Annotated in this window: 12 protein-coding genes, 3 tRNA genes and 1 pseudogene; 7 read left to right on the forward strand and 9 right to left on the reverse strand. The window is 34.7% G+C overall.

Translation table 11 applies throughout. The features are described 5' to 3' along the window. Positions 1-60 precede the first annotated feature (60 nt). From ACZZZT_RS10095 to ACZZZT_RS10105, 3 genes are all read left to right on the forward strand, one after another. Positions 61-133: transfer RNA gene (locus ACZZZT_RS10095), tRNA-Asn, on the forward strand. A 20-nt stretch (positions 134-153) separates the two neighbouring features. Then, a tRNA-Asp gene (locus ACZZZT_RS10100) sits at positions 154-226 on the forward strand. 955 nt (positions 227-1181) lie between these two features. Beyond that, on the forward strand, positions 1182-2279 hold the full coding sequence (locus tag ACZZZT_RS10105) for a slipin family protein (protein ID WP_463460262.1): 1098 nt from the start codon (positions 1182-1184) through the stop codon (positions 2277-2279). A gap of 58 nt (positions 2280-2337) precedes the next feature. Here ACZZZT_RS10105 and ACZZZT_RS10110 read toward each other — a convergent pair. The 6 genes and pseudogenes from ACZZZT_RS10110 to ACZZZT_RS10135 form a co-directional block, all read right to left on the reverse strand. Beyond that, positions 2338-4115, reverse strand: a pseudogene (locus ACZZZT_RS10110) (AMP-dependent synthetase/ligase). A gap of 168 nt (positions 4116-4283) precedes the next feature. Next, positions 4284-4715, reverse strand: coding sequence for a hypothetical protein (locus ACZZZT_RS10115; RefSeq protein ID WP_463460263.1), 432 nt, complete (start codon positions 4713-4715; stop codon positions 4284-4286). Positions 4716-5502: 787 nt separating this feature from the next. Continuing rightward, positions 5503-9168 carry a phosphoribosylformylglycinamidine synthase gene (purL, locus tag ACZZZT_RS10120; RefSeq protein WP_463460264.1) on the reverse strand — a complete coding sequence of 1222 codons (3666 nt, stop codon included), beginning with the start codon at positions 9166-9168 and terminating at the stop codon, positions 5503-5505. Positions 9169-9203: 35 nt separating this feature from the next. Beyond that, positions 9204-9515, reverse strand: a complete 312-nt coding sequence (locus tag ACZZZT_RS10125) for a hypothetical protein (protein ID WP_463460265.1) — start codon at positions 9513-9515, stop codon at positions 9204-9206. A gap of 76 nt (positions 9516-9591) precedes the next feature. Beyond that, positions 9592-11436 (reverse strand): endonuclease, encoded by a 1845-nt coding sequence (locus ACZZZT_RS10130; protein WP_463460266.1) that lies wholly within the window; start codon positions 11434-11436, stop codon positions 9592-9594. A gap of 352 nt (positions 11437-11788) precedes the next feature. Continuing rightward, positions 11789-13303: a hypothetical protein gene (locus ACZZZT_RS10135; protein ID WP_463460267.1), complete on the reverse strand. Its 1515-nt coding sequence runs from the start codon at positions 13301-13303 to the stop codon at positions 11789-11791. Between the two features lie 221 nt (positions 13304-13524). Between ACZZZT_RS10135 and ACZZZT_RS10140 the strand changes: the two genes are divergently transcribed. The 4 genes from ACZZZT_RS10140 to ACZZZT_RS10155 all read left to right on the forward strand — a co-directional run bounded on the left by ACZZZT_RS10140 (position 13525) and on the right by ACZZZT_RS10155 (position 16048). Beyond that, positions 13525-13953 carry a PaaI family thioesterase gene (locus ACZZZT_RS10140; protein WP_463460268.1) on the forward strand — a complete coding sequence of 143 codons (429 nt, stop codon included), beginning with the start codon at positions 13525-13527 and terminating at the stop codon, positions 13951-13953. A 177-nt stretch (positions 13954-14130) separates the two neighbouring features. Further along, the gene (locus ACZZZT_RS10145; protein ID WP_463460269.1) at positions 14131-15036 is read left to right on the forward strand and encodes a chorismate-binding protein; all 906 of its coding nucleotides are present in this window, start codon (positions 14131-14133) and stop codon (positions 15034-15036) included. A gap of 145 nt (positions 15037-15181) precedes the next feature. Further along, positions 15182-15898, forward strand: coding sequence for a bacillithiol biosynthesis deacetylase BshB1 (bshB1, locus tag ACZZZT_RS10150; RefSeq protein WP_073395249.1), 717 nt, complete (start codon positions 15182-15184; stop codon positions 15896-15898). 76 nt (positions 15899-15974) lie between these two features. Next, positions 15975-16048: transfer RNA gene (locus ACZZZT_RS10155), tRNA-His, on the forward strand. Positions 16049-16581: 533 nt separating this feature from the next. On the opposite strand, the gene ypfJ is transcribed toward ACZZZT_RS10155, so the two are convergent. The 3 genes from ypfJ to ACZZZT_RS10170 all read right to left on the reverse strand — a co-directional run bounded on the left by ypfJ (position 16582) and on the right by ACZZZT_RS10170 (position 21202). Next, a complete protein-coding gene (gene ypfJ, locus ACZZZT_RS10160) occupies positions 16582-17430 on the reverse strand; it encodes a KPN_02809 family neutral zinc metallopeptidase (RefSeq protein ID WP_463460270.1) in 849 nt (282 codons plus the stop codon). A gap of 89 nt (positions 17431-17519) precedes the next feature. Next, the gene (locus ACZZZT_RS10165; protein WP_463460271.1) at positions 17520-19367 is read right to left on the reverse strand and encodes a GAF domain-containing hybrid sensor histidine kinase/response regulator; all 1848 of its coding nucleotides are present in this window, start codon (positions 19365-19367) and stop codon (positions 17520-17522) included. Between the two features lie 17 nt (positions 19368-19384). Next, on the reverse strand, positions 19385-21202 hold the full coding sequence (locus ACZZZT_RS10170; protein ID WP_463460272.1) for a PAS domain-containing protein: 1818 nt from the start codon (positions 21200-21202) through the stop codon (positions 19385-19387). Positions 21203-21279 lie beyond the last annotated feature (77 nt).

Consider the following 21279-nt stretch of genomic DNA (forward strand, 5'->3'; position numbering starts at 1 on the left):
TCGTATTAAATCTCATGAAGCACCTTTAACCGGGTGCTTTTTTTATGCCCAAAAATAAATGATTTCGTAGCTCAATTGGCAGAGCGCTTGACTGTTAATCAATAGGTTGAGGGTTCGACTCCCTTCGAAATCGCTCGTTCTCTAGAAAGAACTGGCTCATTGGGGTTACTGGCTAACCTTCCCGACTGTCTCTCGGGAGAAACGGGTTCGACTCCCGTATGAGCCGCAAGTTTTGCCACGAAGGCACTAAGTAGCAAAGTTTTTTAAGTAAGGATGTTAAACTTGGCAACTTTACGAGATTAAAATAGTATTGAAAAAAACGTAGCGAGCAATTTTCTGGCAATCACGATAGCTATCGGGAGCAAAGACGCAAAGAAAAACAAACTTTAGTGTCTTCGTGCCTTCGTGGCAAAAAAACTACGCAAAATAACTGCGCAGTATAATTTGAATATTTGCTCAGGAAATAAAATACGTTCTTTTAAAAATCGAAATACATCAAAGGCAACTTTGATTTACAATATCAAATAAGTCCTGTTGCGTGTTTCTGTATAGCACCATTGTAGGGAACTTTCCGCGAAAGCGTATTATGTTTTTCTATGCAACTTGATTTGGAGGTTTCCGATAGTTCGCCAAAAAACTATCCCACACTCTATGTGTCGTGGGTTCGAATCCCATTCGCAGTAATGCGATAGCTCAGTTCGGTAGAGCAATAGAAATTTGCAGGTTCGAATCCTGTACTGATACGCTCAGTTGACAATTGGTAGTCATGCGGGTCTTAAAAAACCTGTTGAACAGAGACCATCACTCTTTAAAAGATGACCAGAAAAAAAACTGATTTGTCTTTGTCAGTGAAGCTAGGATTTGGGGATCCAAATTTCACACTCACGATAAAACCAGTGCGAACAGAAATGTATTTTGAGATACTCTTTTTCTTTTCGGTTTGATTGTCTTAGCGATTTTTTTAGAATTTAGAATCGCTTTTACAAAATAGAATCGCAAACAATTGGAGTAAACAAAGCACAAACTATTCGTCCGTTTTTCTCGGAGGAGAAAGGCAAAGAGCTTTTTTATTAAAGAAAGAGAATAGAAGTAAGAGAATAGAATTTAGTTTTATGCGGTTTTGAAACTTGAAACCTGAAACCTGAAACTTGAAACAAAAAAAAACTAAAAACAAAATAACCATGATAAAAAGAATTAAAATCGAAGCTTACCAAGTAGGATTGGTATTCGAAAATAGAAAATTAATTAATGTATTAGAAGAAGGCTTGCATTGGATTTTTGGTAACAAAAATGTAATGATTTACGATATGAATGCATCATTTCAAGCGCCATTTGAGTTGAATATCTTATTGCAAAATGAAATGCTTACAGCAATTTTAGAAGTTGTAGAAGTTGCAGATAATGAAATTGTATTGCAATTCGTAAACGGAAACTTTAAAGAGGTTTTAACTGCCGGAAGATATGCTTTTTGGAGAGGAATTGTAAAAAATGAATTCATAAGAGCAGACATTTCTAAAATTGACATTACGGAAAAAATTCCTGTAAATCTATTAGAAAATGCGAAGCTGAGGTTGTTAATTAGAAAATTCATTGTTTCCAGCAATGATAAAGCATTGTTGTTCGTAAACGGAACTTTTATAAAAGAGCTAAAAGCCGGAACGCATTATTTTTGGAATAACACCATTACGATCGAAGTTAAAACTGTTGATGCCAGACAGCAGCAAGTAGAAATTTCTGGTCAGGAATTGTTGACCAAAGATAAGGCAGGATTGAGAATCAATTTCTTTGTGAGATACCAGGTTGTTGATGTCATGAAAGCGTTGGTCGATAACAAAGATTTTGATAAACAATTGTATGTAGCCATGCAATTGGCTTTAAGAGCTTTTGTCGGCGGATTAACGTTGGATGAATTACTGGCTAAAAAAGATACAATTGCCGAGGCAATTTTAGCTGAAGTAACTACTAAAATATCTGATTTAGGTTTGGTTATTTCTGATGCCGGAATTCGTGACGTAATCTTGCCTGGGGATATGAAAGAAATCATGAATCAGGTTTTGGTTGCCGAGAAAAAAGCGCAGGCCAACAGCATTATGCGAAGAGAAGAAACCGCATCAACAAGAAGTTTACTAAACACAGCAAAGCTGATGGAAGAAAACGAAATGTTGTGGAAATTGAAAGAGATGGAATACGTAGAAAAAATTGCCGATAAAATTGGCGAAATTACGATTTCAGGAAGCGGTAACGTTATTGGGCAATTGAAGGAAATCTTCGTGAAATAAAAAACGGCTGTCCTTGTGAGACAGCCGTTTTCCGTTGGTTTGTATTATCTTGATTTATTTAATTTTGACCGTATATTTTAGCGTAAAGATCTTTGTAGATTTCTTTGATAATTTTACGCTTTAATTTTAAAGTAGGAGTCAGTTGCCCGCCGTCGATAGACCAAACATCCGGAGTAAGTTCAAAACGTTTGATTTGTTCCCAGTGTCCAAATTTTTTGTTAATTTCTTCGATTTCGTTGTCAATACGTTTTACAACTTGTTCGTTTTTCACGATTTCTTCGTTAGAATTTCCTAAAGTTACTTTATGCAATTTTGCCCATTCTTTTACGAATTCAAAGTTTGGCTGAATAAAAGCTGCAGGCATTTTTTCGCCTTCACCAATTACCATAATCTGCTCAATAAAACGAGATTGTTTCATGGCGTTTTCAATAAGCTGAGGTGCAATATATTTTCCGCCCGAAGTCTTGAACATTTCTTTCTTACGATCGGTAATTTTAAGGAAACCTTCTTTGTCAATTTCTCCGATATCTCCCGTGTGGAAATATCCGTCTTTTAATGCTTCATCTGTTTTTTCCTGATCTTTATAGTAACCTAACATTACGTTTGGTCCTTTGCAAAGAATTTCACCGTCTTCGGCAATTTTTACTTCAACGTTGCGAATTACTTTTCCAACAGTTCCAATCTTGAAACCTTTATTTCTTTGATCGTTTACGGCAATTACCGGTGATGTTTCAGACAATCCGTAACCTTCCATAACCGGAATTTCTGCCGCAGCAAAAACTCTTGTTAAACGTGGCTGTAAAGCAGCACTTCCAGAAACCATTAAATCTAATTTTCCACCCAAACCTTCTTTCCATTTACTGAAAATAAGTTTACGTGCAATTTTTAACTGAAATTCATACCAAAAACCATTGGCTCCGTAAGGCTCGTATTTTAAACCTAAATCGATAGCCCAGAAAAATAGTTTTTTCTTAATTCCGGTTAATTCGCCGCCTTTGGCATAAATTTTATCGTAAACTTTCTCCAGAAGTCTTGGCACCGCTGTAATTACAGTTGGCTGAACTTCTTTTAAGTTATCACTAATTTTATCAATTGATTCTCCAAAATAAACCGAAACACCATAATATTGATAGATGTACAAAATCATTCTTTCAAAAATATGGCAAATAGGCAGGAAGCTCAAAGCAGTACTTTTTCCTGCATCAAACGGAATTCTTGGCGCGCTGTCTAAAACATTCGACACAATATTTTTGTGCGATAACATAACACCTTTAGGTTTTCCTGTAGTTCCTGATGTATAGATTATGGTGGCTAAATCATCTGTTTTAATACTGTCTTTTATAGCTTCAACTTCAGCCTGATTGCTTTCGTCTGCGCCTAAAGTCAATAATTCAGACCAATGTTTGGCACCCGCAATTTCATCAAATGTATACACTTCTTTTAAAGTAGGTACATTCGCTTTTATGGCATTTACTTTCTGCAATACTTCGGTATCCGAAACAAAACAGTAAATACTGCCGCTGTGGTTTAATATATATTCGTAATCTTCTTCGGCAATTGTTGGGTAAATAGGAACATTTTGTGCTCCGGTTTGTAAAATACCAATATCCATGATATTCCACTCCGTACGATTATTAGAAGTAATTAAAGCAATTTTGTCATCTTTTTGAACACCCATGCGCAATAATGCTCTCGAAACAGCATTAGCTTTTGCAATATATTCCTGTGTGGATGTTTTTTCCCAAACCCCGTTTTTTTCGTTGCCAAAGCAACCGGAAGGTTATAAGTCTCTTGTTGATAATAAGGAAAATCAAAAAGGCGTGTGATTGAAACCATGTTTAATATATTGAATTTTACTGCAAATTAAATAAAAATAAGGTATAATTTTTATTTTTATGAAATTTTATGGGAAAAATTATAGGTACTATTGAAAATCAACGAAAACGTTTTCTTTTTTGTAGCAAAATTTAGAAAAAACAAAGAAATATTTAAATTAATACACAATTATTGTACATTATAATCTTCATATTCTTTTACTCTTTCTCCCATCAGGAACATTTTTTTCTTAAGGAAATGTATAGAAAGCTGTGTGTAATTCCACTCTTCACTGTCTGTAATTCTGTACCAAAAAGTATAGGATGCACTGTTAAAACCTTCTTTAAAAATAGGTGTGCCTTCGTCGGTACATTCAATTCCCCAGTTAATTTTACTTTTACTTAAATCTGCATTCTGGATAATGCCCGTTCCATCAGGGTTTAATACCGTACTAGGTGCTTTTTGACCTATTGGTAAATAAGTTCCCGGAACCGGATAATTAAGTGTAGTTGTTATATAACGCTCATGATTTTTGTAATTAATTGCATCTACCTGAACTTGTGAATGAGATTTTGTAGCAATAAAAAATAATGCAATAAGAAGTATTCTTAGGATTTTCATTGTATGTAGGTTTTAATGTTTTTGGGTTAAAAAAGTTTTCGTGGCAGGAACTTTTTGGCGAATATAGTTCAAATTTCAATAGAAAAAGAAATCGGAAATAAATATGAATGTGTTTTTTTAAACTTTTTATTTTCAGAAGGTTTTTATTGAATAAGTAACTGATATTCTTCTGATTTTTCTGAATTATGCAGTTTATGATTTCTCAGAGTTGTTTCTTACCAAGAAATGAAAAAAGGGGATTTTTCCCCTATAAGAAACGGGAAATTCCCTTATTAATTCTTTGAGGTAAAGAGTAGTTTTACCTCGCTAAAATTAGTAAACAGAAAAGCAAAAATGGGCAGCCATTATTCTTCAATACTGAAACTGCTTTTTATATAAAATGAGTAAGTGTGGAACTAATACTCAAATTTGTGGAGGCGTTTTATTAAAAAAAGACGTCGCCACCAGATGCAGAACCTTGGTGGACCGTTGCAACAATTGACTCAGGCTTATTGGTCTAGAGGGCAAGAGATGTATTGTTTAGCAATACAATCGTGGAGAATCTTTTTTTGGGGGACAAGATTCGATCACTTCAGGGTTGTTTGCTTTAAGTGCATCAAATGTTGTAACAGGAGTTGCTTCGGCACCAAAAGGTTTTAAATAAAAGTGCCTCAGCTAATAGGGATAGTGCTGGGGCATTTTTTTGTTTTTTCGCCACGAATTCACGAATTTATTTTAGTCAAAATTAATTAGTAAAATTCGTGAATTCGTGGCAAAAAAAACGCCCGAAATTCGGGCGCTTATTTATTTAGTTTTTCTCAATCCATTTTCTGGCGTTGATAAAAGCTTCATGCCAAGGTGTAAACTCGTCATTTCTGTCTTTTGGATAATGCGCCCAGTTCCATTGAAAAGTTGAACGCTCAATATGAGGCATTGTAACCAAATGTCTTCCTGTTTTATCACACATCATGGCTACATCGTAATGAGAACCATTTGGGTTTGCAGGATATCCTTCGTAAGCATATTTCGAAACAATGTTGTAGTTTTCTTCACCCATTGGTAAATTGAATTTTCCTTCTCCGTGAGAAACCCAAACTCCCAAAGTAGTTCCGGCCAATGTCGACAACATAACCGAATTGTTTTCCTGAATTTTCACAGAAGTAAAGATACTTTCGTGTTTGTTACTATCGTTATGAAGCATTTTTCCGTGCACTTCATGCTCCGGATTAATAACTTCTAATTCCATAAACAATTGACATCCGTTACAGATTCCAACAGATAAAGTATCTTCTCTTTTAAAGAATTTATCCAAAGCCGTTTTTGCTTTTTCGTTGTACAAGAAAGCTCCGGCCCAACCTTTTGCAGAACCTAAAACGTCAGAATTAGAGAATCCTCCAACAGCACCAATAAACTGAATGTCTTCAAGAGTTTCACGACCAGAAATTAAATCGGTCATGTGAACGTCTTTTACATCAAATCCAGCCAAATACATTGCATTTGCCATTTCACGTTCAGAATTACTTCCTTTCTCACGAATAATAGCCGCTTTTGGTCTTGGTTTAGAAGCATCAATTACAGGAGCCTGACCAGTAAAGTGTGCTGGGAAAGTATAATTTAAAGCTTGATTTTTATAGTTTTCAAAACGTGCTTTTGCAGTTCCGTTTTTAGATTGTTTTTGATCTAATAAATAAGAAGTTTCAAACCAAACATCTCTATACTCCGCAATATCCAATTTATATCCCGAGGCTTCGGGACCAAATTCCAAACTTGGCGTACTTTGAACTGAACCAATTTTGAAGAATTCGATATTATTTTGTTTCAATTTAGCTTCAATCGTTGCGTCAGATTTTGCCTGGAAAACGATTCCGATGTTTTCAGCGAAAAGAATTTTCAATAAATCTTTTTCCGCGAAAGCGCTGAAATCAATTTTAGCTCCAAGATTTACATCAGCAAAACATAATTCTAATAAAGTAGTAATTAAACCACCGCTTCCGATATCGTGTCCGGCTAAAATTTGGCTTTCGCCGATTAATTCCTGAATTGTATTAAACGCATTTTTGAAGAAAGAAGCATCTTTTATAGTAGAAGTTTCTTTTCCGATTGTGTTTCTGATTTGTGCAAAAGAAGAACCTCCTAATTTGAAATCATCCTGAGACAAATTGATATAATAAATTGAATCTCCGTTTTTCTGTAAAACCGGTTCAACCACTTTTCTAATATCTGTACAGTTTCCTCCTGCAGAAATAATTACTGTTCCCGGTGCGATTACTTCGTCGTTTGGATATTTTTGTTTCATCGAAAGTGAATCTTTTCCTGTCGGAATATTGATTCCTAATTCAATTGCAAATTCAGAACAGCCTTCAACAGCAGCGTATAAACGAGCGTCTTCACCTTCATTTTTACAAGCCCACATCCAGTTTGCTGATAATGAAATTCCTTTTAACCCATCTTTAATTGGCGCCCAAACAATGTTTGATAACGATTCCGCAATAGCATTTCTGCTTCCCGCAACCGGATCAATCAAAGCAGCAATAGGAGCGTGGCCAATAGAAGTCGCGATTCCTTCTTTACCTAAATAATCCAAAGCCATAACTCCGACATTATTCAAAGGCAATTGTAACGGACCTGCATTTTGCTGTTTTGCAACTTTTCCACCCACACAACGGTCTACTTTATTCGTTAACCAGTCTTTTGAAGCAACAGCTTCCAGACGTAAAACATCTTTTAAATAACTTTCGAAATTGGCGCCGTCGTAAGTAACATCAGCATATTTTCTATCGATAGTTTTATCGGTCATAACCGTTTTTGGAGAACTTCCGAAGAAATCTTCCAAAGCATAATCCATCGGTTTTGAGCCATTTGATTTTGATTCGAAAGTAAAACGGTGATCTCCCGTTACATCTCCAACCTGATACATTGGCGAACGCTCTCTGTCGGCAATTCTTTGCAATGCATCTATATCTTTTTGACCAATAACCAATCCCATTCTTTCCTGAGATTCGTTACCAATAATTTCTTTTGCAGAAAGTGTTGGGTCTCCAACAGGTAATTTGTCTAAATCGATTAAACCACCCGTTTCTTCTACCAATTCCGAAAGACAGTTTAAGTGTCCTCCAGCTCCGTGATCGTGAATCGAAACAATTGGATTATGATCACTTTCTACCAAACCACGAATCGCGTTTGCAGCACGTTTTTGCATTTCAGGATTCGAACGCTGAATGGCATTTAATTCGATTCCTGAACCAAAAGCACCCGTATCTGCAGATGAAACCGCAGCTCCACCCATTCCAATTCTATAATTTTCTCCACCCAGAATTACGATTTTATCGCCTTCTTGTGGTTTCTTTTTTATTGCCTGATCTAGTTTTCCGTAACCAATTCCACCTGCTTGCATGATTACTTTATCGTAACCAATTTTACGGTCGTTTTCTCCATGTTCGAAAGTTAAAACTGAACCTGTAATTAACGGTTGACCGAATTTATTTCCAAAATCAGAAGCTCCGTTTGAAGCTTTGATTAAAATATCCATTGGAGTCTGGTACAACCATTTTCTTTCTTCAACAGCATTTTCCCATTTTCTGTCATCGTTTAAACGAGAATAAGATGTCATGTAAACCGCTGTTCCGGCCAATGGCAAAGAACCTTGTCCACCTGCTAAACGGTCACGAATTTCTCCTCCGGAACCTGTTGCAGCTCCGTTAAAAGGTTCAACTGTTGTTGGAAAATTGTGTGTTTCTGCTTTTAAAGATAAAACCGAATCAAATTCTTTGATCTCGTAATAATCTGGTTTGTCAGCTGTTTTTGGTGCAAACTGCTGCACTTTTGGTCCTTTTACAAAAGCAACGTTGTCTTTGTAAGCAGACACTATATCATTAGGATTTTCCTGTGATGTTTTTTTAATTAATTTGAAAAGAGAAGTTTCTTTTTCTTCACCATCAATTACAAAAGTTCCGTTGAAAATTTTGTGACGACAGTGCTCTGAATTTGCCTGAGAGAAAGCAAAGATTTCAGAATCAGTAAGTTTTCTTCCCAATTTTACAGCAAGATTATCTAAGTAATCAACTTCTTCCTGGCTTAAAGCTAAACCTTCAACTTTGTTGTAAGTTGCAATATCATCGATCTCCAATATTGGTTCCGGCTGAACATTGATCGTAAAAATCTCCTGATCTAATTGATTGAATTTTTGAAAAAGCATCGGATCAAAATCTGTAAAATCTTCCGTTGCCGGAAAAAATTCTTCAATTCTGATGATGCCAGGAATACCCATATTCTGAGTAATTTCTACAGCATTTGTGCTCCAGGGTGTGATCATTGTGGCACGTGGACCAACAAAAAAATCCGACAGTGCGGATTTCTCGATCTTATTGGAGTTGGCAAAAAGCCAGTTTAATTTTGAAATGTCTTGAGCCGAAATTTCGTTTTGCGTTTGTACGGCAAAAACAGTTTTGCTTTGGTTTTCAAAGAAATGGATCATTGTGATGTGTAGTTTGTTGTATTGAAGGTGCAAATTTAGTTTAAATAAATAGCAAGCGCAAATTTGAAAACAAACTCTTTTAAAGTTTTTGCCACGAAAGCGTGAAGGCGCAAAGTTTTTTTTGTTTCACGCAGATTTGGCAGATTGAGCAGATTTAAATGGATTGTAATTTTATTGTAAATCTGGGTAAATTTATTCAGTTTGTTTTTTTTAATCTCGCAAAGTCGCAGTGGTGCAAAGATTAATATTTGGTGAATAGCGTCCAGCTTTAGCTGGATGAAAAAATAAATCAAATAAAAAGGCTTTAGCCAAACTGTACCGGTTTGGCTAAAGCCTTTTATAATCATATTTCTAAACCTCCAGCTAAAGCTGGAGGCAATTCAAAAAACTTTAATTTCTTTTATCACTTATATGGTGAAAAAATTAATTGATTACAATCTTTTTAATTATTGTTTTTGAATCTGTAATGATTTGCACAACATAAATTCCTTTTGCAAGATGACTTACCGAAATTGCAGTATCAGTAGTATTTTGTTTTTCGAAAACTTTTTGTCCTGCAAACGAAATAATTTCAATAGAATAAGTTGTATCCAGATTATCAAAACCAACATAGAAGTTTCCATCAGAAGGATTTGGGTAAATGATAATTTCATCAGAATCAGTAATTTCTTCGTCGATTGGTTTCGCGATTTTGCTTGCCAGATTATTGCAAGTGTCAGTTGCATACGAATCCCATTGCGAACTTAAATTGAAAGTTGTCGATGGAGAAGTTACAGTCGATTTTCTTCTTAAAGTAACATCTATAGCAAAGTTGGCCGTTCCGCCGCTAAAAGTTCCAATGATGTCGATTAAAACACCATTTTTGAATAAACCTACAGCATCATTTCCGTTAAACATTAATTCCGTTCCAGAAGTTGAAATATTCGCTGCACTTGTAGAATAACAGGTTGAAGAAATAGAACTGTTTACAATTACGAATTTACTTCCTGTAGTTAAAGTTCCGCTTAAAGCCAAACCAGTACTCCACGAACCCGCTCCATTGGTTTGTTTTTTAATCGTGTAAGCCGATAAGCTCACAGAACTTCCTGTATTATTGGCGATTTCCAGCGCTTTGTTATTTCCTGAACCTTCAATGTATTCAGAGAAAAGCAAATCTGTTGCAGTTCCGCCTGTTCCGCTGCTGTTCGTTGTTACGGCAATTGTACCGCTTGATGCAGAAGCATTTCCGGCCGCATCTTTTGCTTTTACATAGATAGAATAACTTGTTGAAGCCGTTAATCCTGTTATTGTTGCTGATAATCCGGAAACAGTTGTTTTTAAAACACTGTTGGCATAAACATCATAACCTGTAACGGCTACATTATCTGTAGATGCATTCCACGCAAGTGTAATTGATGTTGAAGTTTTTGATGTCGAAGCCAGACTCGTTGGAGCAGTTGGGGCCTGAGAATCTGTAGAAGAAGTTCCTCCCCAAATTTGATTCACATATTCTGGATGATCGATGTATGGATTTCTGTTATTTTGACGCCCATAAATGGCATTGTTTCTCGCAATTTCTCTCGCACTTACAGGATCTTGAGCATGCCACGCCAAAAGAATATTTAAGAAAGCTGTTGTAAATACTTTATTGGCAGAACCGTCAAACATTGGAAAAGAATAACCTGAAACCGTATTTTCATAACGTGTTGCAAAATAAAAATACATTCGGGCAATATCGCCTTTAAAAGCATTTACAGGTTCAAAAACAGTTCCCGAATATCCGGATACAGAACTTGATCCCAATTTGCTTCCGTTTTGAGAAGTGTATGTTGCAGAACTTACTGTTCCATGCGGATAGTTGGAACGCATTCCGTTTACTTTTCCGTCGGTTGGCGTAATAAAATGCGCGTCGGCAACCATTGGTGACTGCTCATTAAACACTGATTGCGGAATAATATGTTCTCTGTTGTAGCAATCGCCCTCCACAGAATAATTTCCGCAGCGTTGCGTACTTCCTGTACTATAATTATAAGGATCTGTTCCCGATGGATTTTCAGAATACATGTCCAGAACAGTTCCGTCATTTTCGTAAAAATTATCAACGTCAGAAGTTTGATACGTCGTGTACAAACCTGCATAACCGTTGTCAGTATGACCTTTAATAATGTTGTATAATTGTGTTTTTAAAGTGTAACCTGTTCCTGTTGCGGTGTTGTAATAACCACTTGGAATCTGCGCAAAACTGACTGTAAAAAGTAGTAGGAATAAAAAAGAGTAAAATTTTTTCATAAAATAGTTTTTAGGTTTGGTTGAAAATACTTCAAAATAAACTTTTCAATAAATTGATTATGAGAAGTTTAATTTTGTAATTGAAACAAATCTACTACTTTTATAAATACGCTGAGTTAAGGAATGATTATTTTTAGATATATTTTCTTACGGTTGTGTTTTTTTGCCACGAAGGCGCTAAGGCACAAAGTTTTTTTAATCTCGCAAAGGCGCAGAGTCGCAAAGTTTTATTTACAAAGCTTAAAAAAACTGTGTGTCTTTGCTTCTTTGCGAGCAAAATTCACATAAAACTTAAATTACTTATATGAACTTATATGGTTTAAAAAAAACTTCGCGCCTTCGTGGCAATCCTTTACTTTGGAAAAACTGCACTCTGATAAGCACCCAAATCCGGAGGAGAAGTTCTTGTCGCTCCAATAATATCCAACGGAATTATATACGCCTGATTTCCTTTCGCGAAAGCGGGAGAAGTATTGTCTATATTAAATTTATTGAGATTAACATTATAAAACTTCGGATTTTCGTTTAGAATGATTTGGTTATAATGTTCCGTATCTGTTTTAAACTGATAATCTGGATTTGATGAAGAACTGCTAAATTTTAATAGACAATTGTTTAATTGATATACAAAAGGTGCCGCAGTATTTTTGTTCAAATTAAATTCGCTGGTATTTGAACCATAAATAATGCAGTTATTAAAAGTAGCCTGCGTTAACGGATTCGTTTCGGGAGTTGCGCCGGCCAAACTATTGCTTAAATCCACCGCAAAGTGTGAACTGCTTTGCCAATTATTGTAAAAAGTACAATGCGTAAAACTATAATTTCCACCATAAACACAAGACAAACTCGCTAAACCGGAATAATTGATAACAATGTTTTCACCATTAAGATGAGCATTTTGAGCTAAAATTCCATATTCGGCGCAATTGTAAATTTGAGTGTTTTTGATTTGAAAAGCTGTTTCATCCTGATTTTGGATTGATAAACCAATTGTTGCATTTTTCAACGTTAAATGATTGATCGAATGATTGGTGCTTTCTTTAGAAAAAATAACCGAACTCCATTGCCCTGGAACATCAGAATATTCAGGTTCTAAACGATCGCCTTCAAAAACAACTTCGTTTTCGAGTTTTTCAGTTGTAGAGACATCTCCATTAATTTGAAGAGAAGCATCATTATCTACAAAAAGTCCTGAATTGGCATGAAAATGAACTCGCGCTCCGGCCTCAAAAATGACAGTTTTACTTTCCGGAACTCCTGCAAAACCATAAATTACATAAGGTTTCTGATTGTTGAAGATCAGCTCATTTCCGTTTACCGCATCATTTTCATCCAAATAAAAACCATCAACTGATTTTCCGTCAATCTCGATTTTTTCTTTTGTTCCGTCAGGATTTTGTTTCGGATAAAGAAAAACGGCATCCTGAATTAAAGTGACCAAAGCTACTTCCTGAAGATTCGAACCGCCATCAAACTGAATTTCATCGGTATATAAAAAATCGGTTGGATTTGCATCTGTAATATCCGCCGTTGTTTCTATAAAAATATATAAACTGTCTTTGGCTAAAAGTGTTACATCATTGAAGATTTTGCCATTGTTTCCGTTCATTCCGTCAACCGTCATTCGGTATTTAGAATTCAATCCTTTTTTAAGCTGAATTGTTGGAATCGAAATATCGTCTTTACTTTTATTGTACACTTTTAACTGGTATGTACTCGAACCGATGTTTTTAAAAACAGTATCTAAATAAACGGTATCTTTTGAAAACTTTAAATCTCCGGAACTGGCAACGGTATCAAAATCAGTTCGGCAGGAACTAAAAGTTATAAGCAAACCAAGAATGAAGAATGTAAAGTATTGACGCATTTTAATGAAGTTGTTTTTTTGCCACAGATTGCACAGATTTAAATGATTTTCTATTCTTTGCTAATAAAATTTAATCTGTGTAATTTGTATCAAATATTTTTATTGTTCTGTAAAAATAACAAAAAACTTACATGTTTGAAGCTGATTTTAAATAATAGAATTGGATTTTCGAATTTGTAACTCATCTTTTCTTTAATTTTACGATTTTAAAGTCCATTTTAATGAATTATACCAAAGAACAAATATTAGAGCGCTGCAATCAGTTTACCAAAAATACCTTGATGGAGACGCTAAAAATCGAATATATTGATGCAGGCGAAGATTTTTTAGTAGCCAAAATGCCTGTAAATCCAAGCGTTCATCAACCAATGGGACTTTTACACGGAGGCGCTTCGGTTGCTTTGGCAGAGAGTGTTGGCAGTGCAGCGTCTTTCTTCTTTATTGATGCAAAATTACAGGAAGTACGCGGCATCGAAATTTCGGCAAATCACTTAAAAAGTATTCGCGAAGGCTGGGTTTTTGGCACAGCACGAATCATTCACAAAGGAAGAAGTATTCATTTATGGGAAATTAAAATTACCGATGAAGAAGGGAATTTGATTTCACTTTGTAAATTGACTAATATGGTTTTAGATAAAAAAGCTAACTAACATGAACGACTTTTTTCTACAATCCGAAAACACCAGGAACAAAAATTACCTTTTGTAATTTATTCTAAACCCAATTCGTCGCTTCTTTTTGCTTTTTTACAACAAGATGATACTTTATATACAGTTACAGATTACAGCGAACAGGGATTTGTTTTTGCTTCTTTTGATGAAAAACAATTGATTTTAATTCCCGAAAAACAATCCAAAATTATAAGTACCGAACAAAAGGAAATTAAATTTGATTTTAATGAAATTGATGATTTAGGTTTTGACCCTGAAGCCAAAACTCAATACGAAGATTTAGTTACAAAAGGAATCGACGCCATTAAAAACGAAGAATTCAAAAAAGTAGTTTTATCCCGAAATGAAAAATTGGAATTGACAGATCTTGATTTTGTCATCACTTTTCAGCGTTTGATTCATTTGTATCCAACGACTTTTTCTTATTGCTTTTTTCATCCCCAAATTGGTTTTTGGATGGGAGCAACACCAGAACAATTATTAAAAGCAAATGGAAATGTTTTTGAAACCACAGCTCTTGCCGGAACTCAAAAAGCAAATCTGGAAGAAGAAATTCTTTGGCAGCAAAAAGAAAAAGACGAACAGCAATATGTTACTGATTTTATCGTAAAAAGATTGCGTGAGGTAGCTTCATCAGTTATTGTTACAGAACCTTACAGCATAAAAGCCGGATCGATCTGGCATATTAAAACCGATATTTCGGGAGTTTTAAATGATAATTCGACACTTGAAGAAGTTATCGATACATTGCATCCAACGCCAGCGGTTTGTGGCTTGCCAAAGAAAAAAGCAAAAGCATTTATTATTGAAAATGAAAACTATGACAGAACTTTTTACACCGGTTTTCTGGGAGAATTAAACAGCAGTTTTGCGCGTAAAACAGTAAGTTCTGATTTATTCGTAAATTTACGCAGTATGCAAATTCAGGAAAAAAGCGCCATTTTGTACATGGGATGCGGTATTACCAAAGAAAGCATTCCGGAGAAAGAGTGGGAGGAAAGCGTCAATAAATCGATGACGATGAAAAGAGTTTTGAATATAAAAAAGAACAGTAGTTGTTAAAAATAAAAGTTTCAGGTTTCAGGTTTCAAGTTGTTGGAACGTGAACCTGAAACGTAAAACAAAGAAAATAAAAAAGATTATTTAGTTTTCAGCCAAAGTTTAGAACTTGAAACTTAAAACCTGAAACAAAGAAAACAAAAAGCAGATGAAATTAGACATATTAGCCTTTGGTGCACATCCGGACGATGTAGAATTAGGCTGTGCAGGAACTATATTAAAAGAAGTTTCCCTTGGTAAAAAAGTTGGAATCGTTGATTTAACACGAGGCGAATTAGGAACGCGCGGAACAGCCGAAACAAGAGATGAAGAAGCAAAAGCGGCGGCAAAAATTTTAGGCGTTTTAGTGCGTGAAAATTTAGAAATGCGTGACGGTTTTTTTGTAAATGATGAAAAGCACCAGCTTGAAGTTATTAAAATGATTCGTAAATACAAACCTGAAATTGTTTTGTGTAATGCGGTTGACGATCGCCATATTGATCATGGTAAAGGAAGCAAATTAGTTTCTGACGCTTGCTTTTTATCCGGGTTAATGAAAATCGAAACCTCGATCGACGGAGAGAAACAAGAAGCCTGGAGACCAAAAGTGGTTTACCATTATATTCAGTGGAAAAACCTTGAACCTGATTTTGTTGTAGATATTACAGGTTTTGAACAAAAAAAGGTAGAGGCAGTTTTGGCTTATAAAACTCAGTTTTACGATCCGAATTCAAAAGAACCTGCAACGCCAATAACAAGCAAAAACTTTCTGGAAAGCCTAAATTACCGTGCACAAGACTTAGGAAGGCTTGTTAACAAAGATTTTGCTGAAGGTTTTACTGTCGAAAGATGTTTGGCAGTCAATAGCTTAGAAGATTTGATGTAAAAAGTTCAATATTTTTTCAATTTTTTATTTGCGGAAGTAAACATTAGTTGTATATTTGCAACCGCTAAGCAAAATGGTGGTTGTAGCTCAGCTGGTTAGAGTAGCGGTTTGTGGTGCCGCGGGTCGCCGGTTCGAACCCGGTCAGCCACCCAGAAATTTAAAGCCTTGAAGAAATTCAAGGCTTTTTTTGTGCGCCTAATTTAAATTCTAAATTTTATCCCGAGACTTCGGGACCAAATTCCAAAACCAGATTCAAATTTTAAATTCCAAATTTCAAATTCCAAACTCCAATTGTGAATATAGCCCGTGGTTTCAACCACGGGGACACAGGTTATGGATCTTGAAATTGAATCGTGAAAATGTATTACGGAAATGTATTGTGTTCCAATGGTTGAAACCATTGGCTATGTTTAAAAGAATAAAGAAATAAATTCCAAAAAATAAATTCCAAATTCCAATCGATTACGATTATAGCCCGTGGTTTCAACCACGGGGACGCTACGATGTACAAACAAAATCGCCAATCTTTGTCAAAGTTTTAAACTTTGACAAAGATTACTCCACATAATTAAATGAACTTATATGGTTCAAAAACACACAACATTGGAATTTCTTTTTTGTGCAACAAAAAAAGCATGACGTTTAAATCATGCTTTTAGTCGGTTTGTTATATTTGGTTTGTATTATCGAATCTCCTCAAAAGTATTTCCCTGTTTAATATCGCCTGTTTTAAAACCTTTTTTAAACCAGTACATTCTTTGTTCTGAAGTCCCATGTGTAAATGAATCCGGAACAACCTGACCGCTCATTTTGCTTTGAATGGCATCATCACCAACAGCATTTGCAGCACTTAAAGCTTCGTCGATATCATCTGTATCTAAATTTTTCTGATTATAATGTGTCCATACTCCGGCGTAGAAATCTGCTTGCAGTTCTAATGCAACCGAAAGTTTATTGGCTTCTGCTTCGCTTTTTCCTTCTTGTTCCTGATGCATTTTGGCCGAGGTTCCTAATAAGGTTTGCACATGATGCCCAATTTCGTGCGCTATAACATACGCAATAGCAAAATCACCACCTTTGGCACCAAATTTTGTTTTAAGCTCTTCAAAGAAACCTAAATCCATATATACTTTTTGATCTCCTGGACAATAAAATGGACCCGATGCCGAAGAAGCTCCACCGCAAGCTGTTTGAACAGAACCTCTAAAAAGCACCAATTTTGGGTTTTTATATGTCATTCCGTTTTCTTCAAATATTTTACTCCAGATATCTTCGTTATCAGCCAGAATTACCCTAACAAAGTTACCCATTTCCTCATCTTCCTTACTTAATGGTGCAGCAGCTTCAGTTTGTTGTTGGCCGCCTTGAACTTGCTCTAAGACATTTCCAATAGTTTGGCCTGTTTCGCCGCCAAAAACATTTAATAACAAAATGATTATACCAATAACTCCACCACCAACGGCTACTTTTCCTCCAGAAAGTCCTCTTCTGTCCTCTACGTTATCACTTTGTCTTCTGCCTAGCCATTTCATATTTGTTATATTAAAAGTTATTATAAATTTTGTTGTACGAATTTATATATTTTTTTGTAAAATATGTTCTATTAAAATGATTTACTTTATTATTTTATCCATTTAGATAAAGCTTCTTCCACAGTGCCGCGAATGATTGGTTTAGAAATATAATCGTTCATTCCGGCCGAAATACATTTGTTTCGCTCATCTTTCTCGGCGCCTGCCGTAACAGCAATTATCGGAATATTTTTTCCGCTTAAAGTATTTCTAATGGCTTTTGTTGCTTCATAACCATTCATAATTGGCATCTGAATATCCATAAAAACCAAATCAGGATTAATGTTTTCAATTTGATTAACAGCTTCATAGCCATTTTCGCATTCAAAAATAATAGTATTTAAATTGAGGTTTTTTACAATTGTTTTTAAAAGAAGCATGTTTACTTTATTATCTTCAACAATCAAAATATTCAGTTTTTTTTGATTAGAATAATAGTTTAATGCATAATCAGGATTTCTGTTTTTTAGAATTTCCTTGTATTTTTCGTTGATACTTTTATGACTAATATTCAAATTCAAATCAAAATAAAAATTACTTCCTTTGTTGATTCTGCTTTCAAGCTGCAAACGGCTTTCCATTAAAGCCAGTAATTGATTCGAGATTGTAAGTCCCAGACCTGTTCCTCCAAATTTTCTCGTTGTAGAACTATCTTCTTGTGAAAAAGCCTTGAAAATTTTCTTCTGATTTTGCTCTAATATTCCAATTCCGGTATCAACAACGGAGAATCGAAGAATATAATTTTCTTCTGATTTTTTTTCGATTACCGAAACATTTAGTTTTATAGATCCTTCGTTGGTGAATTTTATGGCGTTTGATAAAAGATTGATCAAAATTTGTTTCAATCGCACAATATCTGTCCAGATATATTTAGGAACATTGGGGTCAACATTTAATTCCAGATCAAGATTTTTTTGGTTTGATTCAAAAATAATTAAATCAAATATTTGTCCCAGTATTTTTTGAATATCATACAAATCAATAAAAAGTTCGAGTTTTCCGGCTTCAATTTTAGAAAAATCAAGAATATCATTGATGATTTCAAGTAATGAATGTGCCGATTGATTAATGGTTGTCATGTACTTTTCCTGAATTTCTTCAAGATTCGTTTTCATAAGCAAATGCGTAAAACCGATAATTCCGTTTAACGGAGTTCGTATTTCGTGCGACATATTGGCCAGGAAATCCGATTTAGATTTATTTGCCGCTTCTGCTAGTTCTTTTGCTTTTATTGCATCTTCACTTTCCTTGATTTTTGCCTGATTTCTATTTCGGTCTAACGCCGATGAAATATTATTGGCGAGTGTCTGGAAGATATAAATTTCATCATCAGACCATTTTCTTTCCCTCGTACAATCATCAAAACCAATAAAACCCGAAAAGTTATTATTGGCAAACAAAGGCAAAATCAATATCGATTTAATATCATTCGTAACGAGTAAATTTTTAAAGTAGGTGTCTTCCAGATTTCGGGTTAAGGTGCTTAAAACTTTTTTATTTTGAGAGTGCCAGATGATTTCCTTTAAATTGTCTTCGGTAAAATTTTGCAGTTTCGTTATTTGACGTTCAATTCCTTCGCGGGTCCATTTGTATTTTTGACTAATGGTATTGGTTTCGAAATCTTTTTCGTAATAAAAAATGTGATCTACTTTTGATGCCTTCCCAATAATTTCATAAGTCTCCTGAAACATTTTTTGCGGACTTTTGCTCAATAAAAACTTCTCTGTACAAAGCGCCAAAGCCGATAATAATTCACTTTTTAATTCCAGTTTTTTCTCGGCCTTAAGTCTCATTTGAGAAGAAATTGCCAATGAGATTACATCCGAAATTGTTCTCGCATAATTAATATCTTCATTGTCCCATTCTCTTTTTTTCTCGGTACTTTCAAAACAGGCCACTCCGGCTAGTTGTCCGTTTAAAAAATCGGAACATCAAGCATCGATTTTATTTTATTTTTGATGAAGTAAATTTGCTGAAATTCAGATGTTTCCAGCTTGTTAAATACGTCAGAAGCATTGATGATGGCTTTGCTTTTTAAAGTTTCAAAATAAATTGGATAAGATTCTTTATCGAGAATATTTTTATCGTTTAAACTTTGATTGTCCCGGCTGAATAAATTTCGACAGGTTATAGTATCGTTTGAATATTTCCAAAAACTGACCCTGTTTGTTTTAGAAACTGTTGCCGCTTCCTGAATAATAAAATCAATTACGGTTTGCAAATCGCTGTAACCGCGAAAATCTGTTGTCGATAATTTTTTGGTCGAATTATTGTAGGCTTCGATTTTCTCAAGACGTCTTTTTTTCTCGTTTTCGATGTTTTTTATCTCCGTAATATCCCTTGCGATACCGGCGTAGCCATTTGTTTCGCCCAAATCATTTTTGCGAATAATAACCTTTTGTGAAATCCATAATTCTTCGCCGTTTTTCTTTATAACCGGAATTTCAATGGTCGGATAATTAAGTTCATTTTGTTCTAAATTCTCATAGAAATCAACAGCATTTTTGATATAATCTTCATGAATAAAATTTGAATAATGATGCGAAATCACTTCTTCTTCGGCATAACCCAAAATAGAATATCCAAATTCATTGATAAAAGTAAAATAACCGTCTACATTAATCTCAAAAATAATATCGGTCGCGGTCTGAATCAGGTTTTTGTATTGATCCTGAACTATAATTTGTTCTGTAACGTCTTGTCCAATACTGATAATTAAATCATTAGAGAATTTTTTATCTTTCCATTGAATGTATTTGAATTCGCCGTTTTTACTTTTTAGTTTTCGAATGTAGAGTTTATTATCAATATAAGTTTTGTGATAATTTTCTCTGATAAATTCTGGATCTTCAGTTAACTTCCAAAATTCCATTGCCATTACTTCGTCTGGCGAATATCCTAAAATTGTTGTTATAGTTTCACTGCTAAATAATACTTCGCCTTTTTTATTTGTAGCAATCGTTAATGAATTTCCTTTATGAACGATTTCGTTTGTAAACCTGAAATTATCTCTGTTGTTTAGTAAAACGGCATAATTTACGTGATTAATAATGAAAACAATAATGCAAAAATTGATCAGTAAAATAGATGATTTTAATGGAATTGCATGGAAAACTAAGGTTGTAATCAGGTATAAAAATACGATTGAGACGAAAGTCCAATAAATTTTTATGGGTTTTAAAATACTGTAGGAAAAGAAAAACGAAAGTAGAAAAGTAATAATCGGGATAACATCATTTTGCAGATATATAATGTTACGGGCAACATAGGCAATGTAAATGAAGAAGGAAATAATGAAAATTCTCTGGGTTCGGTCCCGTAGAAATTTGATTTTATCTGTAACTAAATAAAGCAATAAAACTGAAAATCCTATAATTACATTAAAAACTAATAAACTTCGTGGCCGAATCTTGAATATTTCATTAATAATTTCGATTACAATAGTTGCAATACCAAAGAATAAAGCATACAATTGATATTCTCTATGTGCGGTTTCGCTTTCCAGTTTTTTCTCGATGAAGTAGCCAATTTTGGCTTTAATTCTAAAAAACTGATAAATCAATAAACCTATAAAACCGAATAATGACAGCCCCAAAATGATGAGTTTGGGATTATTGTAGAAAATAATATCGGATTTAAAAACAAACCAATTTGTGGCAATCGATTTTAAGGCATCACCAAAATTGGCGATTCCTAAAATCGATGAGTTAAAAAAACTATAGTTTTCTACCATAGTATTTGGGGTATGTTTGGTTTAGTAATAGCAATTTAGAATTTTCTGAAAAAGAGGAGGTCAGGCTCTTTTTGTTC

Source organism: Flavobacterium sp. AC274 (assembly GCF_979258275.1).